15 protein-coding genes are annotated in these 13,477 nt (G+C 54.2%); 8 read left to right on the top strand and 7 right to left on the bottom strand.

All coding sequences use genetic code 11. The features are described 5' to 3' along the window. A complete protein-coding gene (locus CKF42_RS00605) occupies positions 1-486 on the bottom strand; it encodes a glutathione peroxidase (protein WP_111207187.1) in 486 nt (161 codons plus the stop codon). Positions 487-670: 184 nt separating this feature from the next. Then, positions 671-1,471 carry an SDR family oxidoreductase gene (locus CKF42_RS00600; RefSeq protein ID WP_111207186.1) on the bottom strand — a complete coding sequence of 267 codons (801 nt, stop codon included), beginning with the start codon at positions 1,469-1,471 and terminating at the stop codon, positions 671-673. Positions 1,472-1,769: 298 nt separating this feature from the next. Between CKF42_RS00600 and CKF42_RS00595 the strand changes: the two genes are divergently transcribed. Beyond that, entirely contained in the window at positions 1,770-2,279 is a 510-nt protein-coding gene (locus CKF42_RS00595; RefSeq protein WP_111207185.1) for a GNAT family N-acetyltransferase, read from the top strand. Here CKF42_RS00595 and CKF42_RS00590 read toward each other — a convergent pair whose 3' ends face one another. Then, positions 2,280-2,759 (bottom strand): Lrp/AsnC family transcriptional regulator, encoded by a 480-nt coding sequence (locus CKF42_RS00590; protein WP_009092704.1) that lies wholly within the window; start codon positions 2,757-2,759, stop codon positions 2,280-2,282. It abuts the gene before it with no gap. A 437-nt stretch (positions 2,760-3,196) separates the two neighbouring features. Between CKF42_RS00590 and CKF42_RS00585 the strand changes: the two genes are divergently transcribed. Next, complete coding sequence (locus CKF42_RS00585) at positions 3,197-3,823, top strand: LysE family translocator (RefSeq protein WP_111207184.1); 627 nt, start codon at positions 3,197-3,199, stop codon at positions 3,821-3,823. A gap of 156 nt (positions 3,824-3,979) precedes the next feature. Here the strand turns inward: CKF42_RS00585 and CKF42_RS21290 are convergent, their stop codons facing one another. Beyond that, entirely contained in the window at positions 3,980-4,222 is a 243-nt protein-coding gene (locus tag CKF42_RS21290; protein ID WP_255420956.1) for a DUF2938 family protein, read from the bottom strand. A gap of 279 nt (positions 4,223-4,501) precedes the next feature. On the opposite strand from CKF42_RS21290, the gene CKF42_RS00575 reads away from it, so the two are divergent. Then, complete coding sequence (locus CKF42_RS00575; protein ID WP_033736842.1) at positions 4,502-5,842, top strand: MFS transporter; 1,341 nt, start codon at positions 4,502-4,504, stop codon at positions 5,840-5,842. A 552-nt stretch (positions 5,843-6,394) separates the two neighbouring features. Here the strand turns inward: CKF42_RS00575 and CKF42_RS00570 are convergent. Next, entirely contained in the window at positions 6,395-7,345 is a 951-nt protein-coding gene (locus tag CKF42_RS00570; RefSeq protein ID WP_046102874.1) for a hydroxyacid dehydrogenase, read from the bottom strand. After that, on the bottom strand, positions 7,345-8,037 hold the full coding sequence (locus CKF42_RS00565; RefSeq protein ID WP_111207182.1) for an RraA family protein: 693 nt from the start codon (positions 8,035-8,037) through the stop codon (positions 7,345-7,347). Before CKF42_RS00565 ends, CKF42_RS00570 begins: the two co-directional genes overlap by 1 nt. Before the next feature lie 172 nt (positions 8,038-8,209). Between CKF42_RS00565 and CKF42_RS00560 the strand changes: the two genes are divergently transcribed. From CKF42_RS00560 to CKF42_RS00540, 5 genes are all read left to right on the top strand, one after another. Further along, complete coding sequence (locus tag CKF42_RS00560; RefSeq protein ID WP_009093107.1) at positions 8,210-8,920, top strand: IclR family transcriptional regulator; 711 nt, start codon at positions 8,210-8,212, stop codon at positions 8,918-8,920. Positions 8,921-9,257: 337 nt separating this feature from the next. Beyond that, complete coding sequence (locus CKF42_RS00555; protein ID WP_111207181.1) at positions 9,258-10,241, top strand: DUF1852 domain-containing protein; 984 nt, start codon at positions 9,258-9,260, stop codon at positions 10,239-10,241. A 23-nt stretch (positions 10,242-10,264) separates the two neighbouring features. Beyond that, positions 10,265-11,296 (top strand): methionine synthase, encoded by a 1,032-nt coding sequence (locus CKF42_RS00550; protein WP_009093105.1) that lies wholly within the window; start codon positions 10,265-10,267, stop codon positions 11,294-11,296. A gap of 306 nt (positions 11,297-11,602) precedes the next feature. Next, positions 11,603-12,232: a LysE family translocator gene (locus CKF42_RS00545; protein WP_111207180.1), complete on the top strand. Its 630-nt coding sequence runs from the start codon at positions 11,603-11,605 to the stop codon at positions 12,230-12,232. Positions 12,233-12,373: 141 nt separating this feature from the next. Continuing rightward, on the top strand, positions 12,374-12,811 hold the full coding sequence (locus CKF42_RS00540) for a GFA family protein (RefSeq protein ID WP_111207179.1): 438 nt from the start codon (positions 12,374-12,376) through the stop codon (positions 12,809-12,811). Positions 12,812-12,853: 42 nt separating this feature from the next. On the opposite strand, the gene CKF42_RS21470 is transcribed toward CKF42_RS00540, so the two are convergent. Continuing rightward, the gene (locus CKF42_RS21470) at positions 12,854-13,183 is read right to left on the bottom strand and encodes a DNA topology modulation protein FlaR (RefSeq protein WP_369974589.1); all 330 of its coding nucleotides are present in this window, start codon (positions 13,181-13,183) and stop codon (positions 12,854-12,856) included. Between the last annotated feature and the right edge of the window lie 294 nt (positions 13,184-13,477).

Here is a 13,477-nt window from a genome sequence, read left to right as displayed (position 1 = left end):
TCATCGCCCTGGCAGCGCAGCGACAATGGCCGACTCCATCTTCTCCGGGGCGGTGATGGGGGCGAATCGTTTTAGCGGTGTGCCGTCGGATCCAATCAGGAATTTCGTGAAGTTCCACTTGATTCGGCCACCCGGAATGCCGGGTAACGCCTCTTTCAGATAACGAAACAGCGGGTGTGCCGCGGCTCCGTTGACCTCCACTTTGCCGAACATCGGGAAACTTACGCCGTAATTGATGTGACAGGTCTGTGCGATATCGTCAGCACTGCCGGGCTCCTGCCTGCCGAACTGATTGCAGGGGAAACCCAGTATCACCAGTCCCTGATCGGCATATCTGCGATAAAGGGTTTCCAGGCCAGCATACTGCGGTGTGAACCCACAACGGCTGGCGGTGTTGACCACCAGCACCGTCCTGCCTGCGTAGTCTGCCATGGAGGCCATCTGACCGTTCAGCAGCGGGGCCGTGAATTGATAAAAGGACGTCATGTCGGAAACCTCAGAACAAAACCGTGTAAGGCGCGATTGTCGCATGGCGCAGCGGGCGGATCACCTGCTGAGCGGCAGTCACCGCAGAGACAAACGCCCGGAGAATGCACTGCTTCGGGCGCCGGTCACTGCCAGGGGGGCGGATAAGACCTGCCGCCCTGATCCTCTGCGCGAGGCAGAGGAATCAGCCGTTGTCGCGGAATCCGGGATAAAGACTCATGCCACCATCTATAAAGAGCGTCGTGCCATGAACGTAATCGGAAAGATCGCTGGCAAGCCAGACCACCGCATTCGCCACATCTTCAGCCGCACCGATGCGGCCATAGGGGATCAGTTTTAACAATGCTTTGCCCGCCTCACCCTGAGTGGTCTCCTCATTGATGGCGGTCGCGATAGCGCCAGGCGCAACCGAGTTAACGCGGATACGCGCCTCACCCACCTCCTGCGCCAGCGTCTTCATCAGCAGGTCTACGCCGCCTTTGGAGGCGGCATAGTTAACGTGTCCGGCCCAGGGAATGAGCTGATGAACCGAACTCATATGAATAATCTTCCCTGCCGCTCTGCTGATCTCCGGACTGTGTCCCTGATCGCGGAACTGGCGCAGCGCAGCCCGCGCACATAAAAACTGCCCGGTCAGGTTTACATCCAGAACGGTATTCCACTCCTCCAGTGTCATATCGATTGAGGGGGCATCTTTCTGCAGGCCTGAGTTAGCCACCAGAATGTCCAGTCTGCCAAACTCAGCAAGGGTCTGCGCAAAGAGATTGTCGACATCTGCCTCTTTCGACACGTCGCCTTTCACCGCGATGGCACGACCGCCACCGGCCCGGATTTTTTCTGCCAGCTCTTCGGCAGGCTCGGCCTGACTGTGATAGTTAATGACCACAGCGGCCTCTTCCCTTGCGAGGGCTTCTGCACAGGCATAGCCGAGGCCTGAACTGGCACCGGTCACCAGCGCAACCTGATTTTTGAGAGATAGATTCATGAGGTTTCCTTATTCAGTAAAGAGTCAATTTATGTTGTGACCGGCCGTTCTGTTCTGTGCGTCACTCAGCGGGAGCTGCGCCGTAAGAGGCTGGGGCACTCAGCTGTTTTTTGCCGCCAGTCTCTGCGTGAGGCGGAACCGCGACCTCTCGCTGCCACGATTAAAAAGGGCGCAGGGTGATGAATTACTGAATTATAGATGCGAAGTAGAGGCTTAGCCGTGAATGCGCGACGAGCCCTCATCCGGGCATTGTGAGACGGGTCCAGTCTTATTAATCCCGTCCATGAGTGCCAGGGGGATGTCGCTGACCGGATTTCGTTTTATTCTGACGGTTAAAAGAAAAACGGAGGCTGGCATGATTAGGGTAGAAAAAGCCGATCCCTGCGCCCCGGAGTCGCAACGGCTGATAAATGCGCTTTCAGCCGAGCTCGCGGCGATAACCGGCGATGATGGCAGGCGACACTTTGCAATGGCTGCTATGGATGAAAAGAGAGCGCTCTGGGTGGTGGCCAGAAATCATCAGGGTGTGGCTGTCGGCTGCGGCGCTATCCGACCGCTTACAGAGACGGTTGCCGAACTGAAGAGAATGTATTCAGACCGCAGTGAAGCCGGGATCGGCAGAGCATTACTGACTTTCCTCGAAGAGTCGGCGCTGGGAAGGGGGTATACGGAAATCTGGCTCGAAACCCGTGCTGTGAACCATAAGGCTGTCCGTTTTTATCAGAACAGCGGATATAACCGCATCGCAAATTATGGGCCGTACATAAACCGGGAAGAGGCGGTGTGCTTTGCTAAGGTGCTATCGTAGTCATCCTTGCACAGACGCTTTATTTACAGGATAAGTAACGAGTGGTTTGATCTCTTTAAGGACAAACATACTCTGCATCTCTTTGATTCCCGGCAATCTGCGCACTACTGACATGGCAAAATCGGCATAGGAATCCAGATCCGATGCGACAACCTGCAGAAGGAAGTCGGCATCCCCACCGATGCTATAACAGGCCACAACGTCCTCAAGCGCCGTGACTTCCTCTTCAAACTTTCTGGCCTGCGCTTCACTGTGGCTGTCAATGACTACCCGAATGAAAACCATCACGCCCAGACCAATCTTTTTGCGATCCAGAACAGCGCGGTAACCCTTGATCACTTCATCTTCTTCAAGCCTGCGCACTTTGCGCCAGCAGGGAGAAGCTGAAACGTTGATCTTCTCCGCCAGTTCCTGATTGGTGACGCGCGCATCGTTCTGCAGAACTTCCAGAATCTTCACATCTGTCGGGCTGAGTGCCATTTAGGGAAATTCCTTTCTTAATGTAATCAATAAGTGGTTATTTCTACCTGAAAACCTGCGCCGGGTAAATGAGATAGGTGACTCTTTCCTCTTTGTTTACGGCATAATTGATTCACCGTTCAGGAGAGATAAGGCAGGATAAGATCCTGTTCAGAGGTCATGCATACTCTTCTCTTTCTCAATCACCTGAATTTATTTTCTGGCTCAAGGCAAAAAAAGAGGGTTTTAAACCTGACTCTTCTCATTATGACCTGCATAAGAGTCTGTTTTACGCTATGCAATTTAAAAGCGGGTGTCAGAGTTTTAATTTCCCTGGCTCCGTTAATTTTCTCTGAAGCGTTCTGGTGGTGTCCAAAACAATAAAGATTATTGCTACATGAATTAGCGGCGCTTTTAATCCGCCGTCCCTCTCTCTTCTATTAAAAACAGGAATGACGATGTCTGGAATCGCTCAGGTAATTTCTTATGTTGCAGCTCTCGGTCTGGCTGCTGCCATCCCCGGCCCCGGAATGACGGCGTTGGTTGCACGTAGTGTCTGTGGGGGTGCTGTTTCCGCTTTTGCTATGCTGGCAGGACTTATTCTGGGGGATTTGATCTATTTAACACTGGCGATATTTGGTCTGGGGGTTATTGGGCAGACTAATGACACTATCTTCACCCTGATTAACTATGCTGCTTCACTCTATTTATGTCTGCTGTCATGGCAGTTCTGGTGCAGTCAGCCGGAGGCGATAAATATTGCACAGAAAACGACAAACAAAGAACTGGCAACAGCCTGGTTTTCAGGGCTGACCATAACGCTTGGGAATCCCAAAACTATCGCTTTCTATCTGGCGATACTGCCTCTTGTCATTTCTCTGGATAATGTGTCATTAAAAATGTGGGGAGGAATGCTGGTGCCCGTGACCGTATTGGTCCTTTTAAGCGTTGGCGCGGTTTTTATTCTTGCTGCGCTCAGAATACGCCATCTGCTCGCCAGTGAAAAAGCGCAACGACGCCTTTTTCGACTGGCCGCATCCATTATGATTCTGGCTGCGTCTGGAATGGTAATAAAGAATCTTTAACTTCCGGCTATATATCCGCAACCCGCTCCCCTGAGAATCGTTGAATGAATGGGCGCTCTGTTCTTCCGCAATCTTAAAGAGCCACTTGCCGTTTTCGGTCAGGAGAATGCAGTGGCATCAAATGCAGCGCGTTCCAGGCAGAGCCTCCATCCGACGCTAATAAGTCAGCAAGGTTGTGATTGAGAGTCCGCATCCATACGCTATATGCGTAAGAAGGCTAAGCAGTCGGGCTCGCCAGGGACGGGGCGTTCGCGACGCCGCGAAGCCAAAACCCAGCGCGGGCTGAAGCACGATAAAGGGAGCGGATAGCGTTAGCAGACCAGTCAGCAGAGCCGTCCTGAATGAGGGATCATGAAACCAGGCCGATCCATCCAGAATAAGCGGTATAAAAGCAAAAATTATCCCTGGATGACGGCCTTTCTTCTCATTACTCTCTCCCGTCGCATTAGCCCCGCAAAAAATCTGTCCGGTCTTTATCCTGGTAACGGCTTGCTCGTCACATAAACCAGATGTGCTGAATACTTTTTTGTGACAAATAACACAACCTGATTACATCTTCCGGCGGAGACGCTTTTTTATCGTGATAATGATTTTACTGAGTACATTAATGTTTTACAGAGTACAACAATGCGTTTTGCGTATCACGCGCAAAACGATGACAAAAATGTGAGGATCATCATGTCTGAAAAACAGCACATCACGACTTTCTCTGCCGATATCGAGCAGCAGACCGTAAAAAAGGTGGTCTGGCGCATTTTGCCATTTCTGATTGTCTGTTATCTGATTGCCATTATTGACCGCGGCAACATAGGCATGGCTTCGTTGCAGATGAACGAAGATCTGGGGTTGTCCAAAGCGGTATTTGGCCTGGCGAGCAGCCTGTTTTTCGTTGGTTACTTCCTGTTTGAAGTCCCCAGCAACCTTGCGATGCAGAAGATTGGTGCAAAGATCTGGATCTCCCGCATCATGGTCTCCTGGGGCATCATCTCGGTCTGTACGGCCTTCGTCGAAAGCGCCAATACGCTCTATGTTCTGCGCTTCTTACTGGGTGCCGCTGAGGCAGGATTTTTCCCGGGCGTCATTCTTTATCTGACCTACTGGATCCCTGGCAAATACCGTGCACGCGTCATCGCGACCTTCATGGTGGCTATCCCTGCCGCGAACTTTATCGGCTCACCTATCTCAGGTTTGATTCTGTCACTCGATGGCTGGCTGGGCATGCGCGGCTGGCACTGGCTGTTCATCCTGGAAGGCATTCCGGCCGTGGTGCTGGGGGTGGCTGCTTTCTTCATGCTGAGCAACCGCCCCTCTGATGCCAGCTGGCTGAATCAGGAGCAGAAAGCCTGGCTGAATACCACGCTGGAAGCGGAAAACGCGAAGAAAAAAGCGATCGGTCACATCTCCCTGTGGAAGCTGCTGCGCCATAAACATATCTGGGTGATGGCGCTGATTTATGCAGGTGCCTCGGCGGCAGGTTCAACGCTGAGTGTCTGGTCTCCGCAGTTGCTGAAATCTTTCGGTCTGGACAACTTCACGACCGGTTTAGTAAATGCGATCCCTTACGGTCTGGCTTCTGTTCTGATGATTGTCTGGGGCAGAAGCTCTGACCGCAGCGGCGAACGTCGCTGGCACACCGCGCTGACGCTGTTTTTAATCGCAGGCGGTCTGCTCTCTGCATTCCTGACCAACACGCTGACCGGCAGCGTCGTGATTCTGTCGCTGGTGCTGATTGGTGCTTACTCAATGAAAGGTCCTTTCTGGGCGCTGGCTTCGGGCTGGATGTCATCCACGACGGCTGCGGCGGGTCTGGCTGCTATCGGGGCGATGGCTAACCTGATTGGCGGAGGATTGATGGTTAACGTTTACGGCATCATCAATCAGGCCACCGGCAGTCACACCCTGGCAATGCTGCCACTGGCTGTGCTGTGCAGCGTCGGCGGCATCGCCGTGCTGGTTATGGGACGCACCAAAAAATTAAACATTGAAGTTGAGAATACCGCTTCACCCGTCAGTAAATAACGTTGTCAGCCCGGTGACGCTGCTCGCCGCGTCTCCGGGCTTCTCCCTTCACTCATCCTCCTACCGCCTCTTTTTCCTGATCGATCTCTTTATGTGCAACACCCCTCTCGCTCACTCAACAGCCATGTTAACTCGCCCATCTTCTCACTAAGCCACGCCTGGCGCTCCTGTAAGCCTGTGGCGGGCTGTCATCCCCTCTGAATGCCATCTGACGAAAGCGGGCCGTATGCAGGGGCTCACCCTCGGCGGGAGGAAGAGTGGTGTAAGGATCGCTTGTTCAGCCAGAAGGGAGGTGCTGACAATGAGTCTGGCCCTGCAGGGTCAGGTGACGCTATCTGCGGGTGTTTAAAGCTGGAGTGGCGCGATGTGGCATCTGAATACTGAGCGCGTCTGTCAGGGCGTGGCAGGCCACAGGGAGGGCAGAGGGAAAGTTTCAGAGGCCAGGGCGGTAAAGCGGCAAGGGCATAGTCCGACAGCCAGGCAAAAGAGAGAACGCATAAAAAAACCGGCTAAACGGCCCAGGCGCCTGTTTAGCCGGTCAGGAAAAGCCGATCAGGAAACCGGACTTTCGTCTTTCACCGGTTCTGCCAGCACGTTCAGCACGTTTGTGGCTGCCACGGTGCCCATCTTCACGTAGGAGTTATCACTGACGCCACCAATGTGTGGCGACAGAATCACGTTGTCGACATTCTGCCAGATATGCGGGGCGGTCAGCGGTTCTGTGGCAAAGCTGTCCAGCGCCGCTGAGGCGATCGTGCCGTCATTCAGTGCCGCGATCAGGGCTTCATCATCGATCAGACCCCCGCGAGCCGTATTCACCAGAATGGCGCCTTTTTTACACAACGCCAGCGACTCTGCGTTGATCATCTTTTGGGTCTGTTCCGTCAGCGGGCAGTGCAATGAAATCACATCTGACTGACGCAGCAGATCGTCCAGCGAAGAGGAGACACACTCATCCGGGAAAGTGCGCGCATAGGGATCATAGGCCAGAACGTTCATGCCAAAAGCGCGGCCGATACGGGCCACGCGACCCCCTATCGCCCCCAGACCCACCAGCCCGAGGGTTCTGCCCTCCAGCTCGACGGATTTGTGGGTCGATTTATCCCAGTGTCCCTGACGCATGCGTTGATCCAGCGGGATCACCGATTTAGCGCAGGCCAGGATCAGCGCCCATGCGTGCTCTGACACGGCAGCCGCGTTGGCACCCGGGGCCGACTGAACACTGATATGACGCTCAGCGGCAGCTTTCTGATCGATGACATCGATGCCACTGCCGTGTTTGGAGATAACGCGCAGAGCGGGCGCGGCGTCCATGATGCGGGCGTTAATCTTGCCGTAGCGGACGATGATCCCCACCGGGTTGTGCTGCTGGCAGAGCTGAACCAGAGTCTCTTCGCCCGGCTGTTTGCCTGCATACACAATCGTGAAATCGTCGAGCAGGCTGACTGCCTGCGGCGCCAGATCGCTGGCGGTGACCAGAATGACAGGAGAAGAGGTCGTCATTACAGCACCTCCCCGTCAACCAGCATGCCAGCCGTAAGCAGCGCTTTCTCTAACCAGGGCGCGCGGAGATCGCCATCGCGAATGGCGGCGATGCGGCTGGTTTCGAAATCCAGTTTTTCCTGCGCCAGTTCGATCAGGGCCGGAACGGCTTCACGAGGCAGCACAACCACGCCATCGATATCGCCAATCACCAGATCGCCCGGCTGAATCGCTGCGCCTGCTACTGAAACAGGGAAGTTAACCCGTCCCGCCACCGATTTGGTCGGGCCGCAGGGGTTCAGGCCCGCGGCAAATACCGGGAAGCCATTGGTGCTCAGTGCATCGGCATCACGAACCGCGCCATCGATAATAATCCCGGCAATGCCAGAGGCCTGCGCCTGAGTAGACATAATTTCGCCGATTAATGCGCAGCTGATGTCGCCTTTGCCATCAACCACAATCACATCGCCCGGCTGGGCAATAGCCAGTGCGGCGTGGATAGCGAGATTGTCACCCGGTCTGACTTCAACGGTGATAGCGGGACCGGCAACTTTCATGGTGTGGGAAAGCGGTTTTACGCGTCCGTGCAGCGTTCCGCGTCGCCCGGCAACATCTGCCAGTATCGCGGCCTGAAACTGAGCAGCCTGTTTTACGAGCTCTGGCGCGATACGGGTAATGTCGCGATTGATGAAGGTATTATCTGCATGTGGCATAGATCATCCTCTTTCGTTTTACCAGGTACAACTTTGTTGTACAATATAAAACTACTATATCTATGTTAATTTGGATCACACCAGTGTTAAGCATTCATTTGTGATGTAAATACGATGTGAATCACAAATTACAGGGTAAACTGCCTGCCGTCGCAAACAGGAGAACCTGCTAATGGGGAATGAAGGCGTAATTGCCGTAGAAAAAGCGCTGGCGCTACTGGATTGTTTCAGGCCTGGCGAAGAGTCACTCACGCTGACCGCGCTGGCCCAGCTTTCCGGGTATCACAAAACGACGGTTTATCGCCTGATGAACTCACTGGAACGCATGAATTACGTTATCCGGCGCGACAACGGGGTTTATACCCTGGGACCGAGACTGCTCTATCTGGGCAAACTCTATGAACAATCCTTTCATCTTGCCACTATCGTCCAGCCTGAGCTTCATGCCCTGGCGACGGCCACGGGTGAAAGCGCCACCTGGTATGTTATCGAGAAGGATCAGCGACTCTGTCTGTTCCGCGCGGAACCGTCAGAAGGCTTGCGGGAAACGCGTCTGCCCGGAACGTTTCTGCCGCTGGACAATTCAGCCATCGGAAAGGTGCTTCGCTGCTGGGGACGTAGAGAACCGCTGTTTGAGACTCAGCCGGAACTTCCGTTGTTTACCTCTGGTATCCGCGATCCGCATATCGCCTCATTATCACTTCCGGTGTTTGGTGAGGGCGACAATATGCTCGCGGCCCTGGCCCTGACCGGACCCGCCTCACGCCTGACAGAGGCGAAGCGCGACGGTGGTCTGGGTAAACTGATGAAAGAGGCGGCGCACAGGCTTTCCCTGAAATCGGGTGCGCGAAAAGCATTCTGCGATGATTTTTATAAGATCTAGCGCAGCGCACCAGCGGTAACGTTACCGCTGGTGAGATAAGCCCGGCACCCGTGCAGATTTGCCGCGACGCCGGGTTCTGTGCGAAGGTGACAGGCCCGCGCACGGGGGCGGGTAAATGAATGTCCCGCCCGATCGTGAAAAATCCCCCGCTTTCCCGTCTCTACATGAATTTCCTTCATGTTCGTTGAAATTTAATCACTTTTTTTCACCCGCCCGTTGAGGCATAAAGTAAGAATTGTTAATAACTTTGAGAAATATGAATGCTTGTTAAGGGATAGCAAAGCTGCATAACCCTCTCAGCAACAATTCATATCAGCGACCAGGATACCCGATAGCGATGAACAACGATTTTGCCTTTACCATCAAGCGTATTCGTTTCGACGAAAACTATAACCCTTCAAAAAATACGCGCGCGACGACGAACTTTGCGAATTTAGCGCGTGGCGAAAAGCGTCAGGAAAATCTGCGCAACGCCCTGGTGATGATCGATAATCGTTTTAACTCGCTGGCGCACTGGGACAATCCAAAGGCTGACCGCTATTCCGTTGAACTGGAGATCATTTCTGCGGAGCTGAATCTGCAGGGTGGCGCTGACGGCGAAGCGTTTCCGGCTATCGAAATTTTAAAAACCTATATCGTGGATCATCACACCGGTGAGCGCAGCGAGGGCATTGTGGGAAATAATTTCTCATCCTACGTGCGTGATTATGATTTCAGCGTGGTGCTGGCAGATTTCAATAAAGGGCAGACTGAATTCAGCACCCCATCGGATTTTGGCCAGCTGCACGGCAACATTTTTAAAAGCTTTGTTAACTCAGCGGTCTATAAAGAGAATTTTAGCAAATCACCGGTTATCTGCCTGAGCGTGTCCAGCAAAAACACCTATGTGCGCACCGGCAATCAGCATCCCATTCTGGGCATTGAATATCAGCAGGATGCGCCCTCACTGACCGACTTCTACTTCGGGAAAATGGGCCTGAAAGTGCGTTTCTTTATGCCGCAGGGCAGCGTTGCGCCGCTGGCATTCTATTTCCACGGGGATCTGCTCAGCGATTACACCGACCTTGAGCTGATCGGCACTATCAGCACCATGGAAACGTTCCAGAAGATCTATCGCCCTGAAATCTATAACGCGAATTCCGCTGCCGGTCACTGCTATCAGCCGACGCTGCAGCATCAGGATTATTCTTTAACCCGGATTGTTTACGATCGTGAAGAGCGCAGCCGGCTGGCTGTTGAGCAGGGGAAATTTACTGAGGCCCATTTCATTAAGCCTAACCAGACCCTGCTGGCGCAATGGTCCGCTGAATCCGTTCTTTAATTAAAATTAAAAGGTCACCTGCTATGAAAACCTTATTACCGACATCCACCGCTGGCAGCCTGCCAAAACCCTCCTGGATTGCACAGCCAGAGGTGCTCTGGTCACCCTGGAAACTGCAGGATGATGAGTTAGTGGCGGGTAAATTAGATGCGCTGCGTCTCTGCCTGGACGATCAGGTGCGGGCGGGGATCGATATCGTCAGTGATGGTGAGCAAACCCGTCAGCACTTCGTCACGACCTTTATCGAACACCTCAGCGGCGTGGATTTTGAAAAGCGCGAAGTGGTGCGTATCCGCAATCGTTATGATGCCAGCGTCCCGACCGTGGTGGGTGAAGTCTCCCGCCAGAAGCCGGTCTTTGTCGAAGATGCAAAGGTTCTACGTAAGCTGACCGATCGTCCGATTAAATGGGCGCTGCCGGGGCCGATGACCATGATCGATACCCTCTACGACAACCACTACAAAAGTCGCGAAAAACTGGCGTGGGAATTTGCAAAAATCCTCAACCAGGAGGCAAAAGAGCTGGAAGCCGCAGGCGTGGATATTATTCAGTTTGATGAGCCGGCTTTTAACGTCTTTTTCGACGAAGTCAACGACTGGGGCATTGCGGCACTAGAGCGCGCTGTCGAAGGGCTGAAGTGTGAAACCGCCGTGCATATCTGCTATGGCTATGGCATCAAAGCGAACACCGACTGGAAGAAAACGCTGGGAACCGAGTGGCGCCAGTATGAAGAGGTCTTCCCGAAACTGCAGCGCTCATCGATCGATATCGTCTCGCTGGAGTGCCAGAACTCGCGGGTGCCGATGGATTTGATCGAGCTGATTCGCGGCAAAAAAGTGATGGTCGGCGCCATTGATGTGGCAACCCATAATATTGAGACGCCGGAAGAGGTCGCCAGTACGCTGCGCAAGGCGTTGCAGTTTGTGGATGCCGAAAATCTCTACCCTTCGACCAACTGCGGCATGATCCCGCTGCCGCGTCATGTTGCCAATGGCAAGCTCAACGCGTTGAGCGCAGGCGCAGAGATTGTCCGCAGAGAAATTCTGGGCAAATAAGCGCTTCCTGAGCCCGTTCAGTCCGGCGAATGATTTCATTTTCACAATGCGATCGGCCGGACTGACTCTTAATTCTGCTTTTGCCCGTCTCATTTCCCGCTAAACCTCTTCAGCACTGCGCCCGTGCGCGATGACAAATGCGCATATAAACCGCTCAACCTGCCGGATTTCATCCGGACTCTCATCCGACCTGATCTTTATCGCCGCTGAATGAGATTCCGCCCATCAGGCGGACGACAGCATCACTGGTAAATGTTCGCCACAACCGATATAACAGATTGATAACAATCAATCTCAGAGGCAGTTATGGCGCTTTCGCATGAATTACTCCTGATTTTCACCACCTACTTTGTCGCCACGGCCAGCCCGGGTCCCAGCAATATGGCGATAATGGGAACGGCGATGAAAAAGGGCAGGGGAGCCGCCCTGGCGCTGGCAGCAGGTGTGGTGAGCGGCTCGATGATCTGGGCGCTACTGGCCGCCTGTGGCGTGCTGACGGTGCTGGCCACCTTCGCAAAGTTGCTGATTGTATTGAAGGTTGGCGGCGGGTTATATCTGCTCTGGCTGGCATTTAAAGCGGGTAAATCGGCCCTGCGCCGCACGGAAGCGACAGACATTGATGCCAGCACTGAGCGGGTCGCCTGGGGCAGACTGTTTCGCCAGGGAATACTCATGCATGTCGGCAATCCCAAGGCGATTCTCACCTGGGTGGCGATCATGTCTTTTGCCCTGAAGCCCGATATGGCTGCCTCCACGGTACCGCTGATCGTCGCTGGCTGTGCAACGATCTGTCTGCTGGTGTTCGGCGGATATGCGCTGCTCTTCTCGACGGCGGTGATGAGCGCGTTCTATCGCCGCATCCGTCGTGGACTGGAGGCGCTGTTAGCCTGCTGCTTTGCGCTGGCGGGGCTGAAACTGGTGTTCAGTCGCCACTAAGTCGGGGATGGCCGTTCGCGACTTCTGCATGAAAATGGCACCCCCTGTGCTGATGCAAACAACGGTTTCGCCAGGGTGTCACTGCGATCAGGGGGGCATCCGCAGCGGTGGCCTCTCTCATTACATCAACAAGGCGGTGAAATGAAAGGCTCGTGCTTGTGTGAAACGGTGGTTTTTGAGCTGGCAGCGCCACCCACGCTTTACTACCGTTGTCACTGTTCGCTGTGCAGAAAGCAGAGCGGAACCGGTTATAACCTGGCGACGCTGGTGAAAGCGGGGGAGTTCCGCTGGACTGGCGGAGAAGATCACCTGGCGTCATGGCAAAAAGCCAGCGGTTATCGCAACGATTTCTGCACCCGCTGTGGCTCCACCGTGCCCAACCCGCTGCGGGACAGGCCTTATGTGTGGGTTCCGGTGGGTTTACTCAATGGGGCGGTGGATATGCAGTGTGTCGGCGACTTCTGCACCGATGATGCGATGCCCTGGGACACGACCCGCTCAGCAACCACCCATGCCGGACCGGTGCCGTCGCTGACGGCGCTGCTGACCCATCTGAAACTTGCTGATGAATCGCCATAGTTTCTCTGAGGGTTTCTGTCTGCATTCCTGGCCGTCGGCTGGTTATGCTCCAGGGTGTTTTAGCTGAAGTCCCCACTCTTCCGCGCAGATATTCATGGCGCGAGGAGAACTGAGCAGCAGTTTTGGCAGCGTGAGCGAGTCATAGAGCTGCCTGTGCCGCTTCCGGTTCTGAGGGGCGATGCGGGCAATGTAGTTTATCATCGCCAGGCTTACCGGCTCTCTGTGAGTCCTGAGTCCCCCGAGCCGCGGCGTGGAGGAGTAGCATCGCCGGACATAGCGCAGCAGCGCTAAGGGCACGCTGACATCCAGAAGAATCAGTCCGGTGGCCCGGGCGAGCCGTGCTTCAATACACTTGGTGTAGTTGCCTTCCATGATCCATCTCTCCTGACTGACTGCTTCGGCGTGTAAACGAAGGAACAGGTCCGGCTCCCTGGGCACCCACTGACTGCCTGGAATATGATGTAACTGATCCAGGTGCACCACAGGCAGACCTGTTTTGCGTGACAGGGCCTCAGCCAGCGTAGATTTTCCGCTGTTAGAAGGCCCGAGAATACAGATGCGTGGTCCCAGCGCGTCTGACGAGATTAGCCTGTTCACATATAGCTCCCTGTTAAAATCCGGTAAATGCCGCTGAGGGGGGGTGCGTCTGCATCCGGAACAGAAATC

The sequence above is a fragment of the Pantoea sp. ARC270 genome (assembly GCF_003236725.1).
GTDB lineage: Bacteria > Pseudomonadota > Gammaproteobacteria > Enterobacterales > Enterobacteriaceae > Pantoea > Pantoea anthophila.
This window is presented reverse-complemented; position numbering and strand designations above follow the sequence as displayed.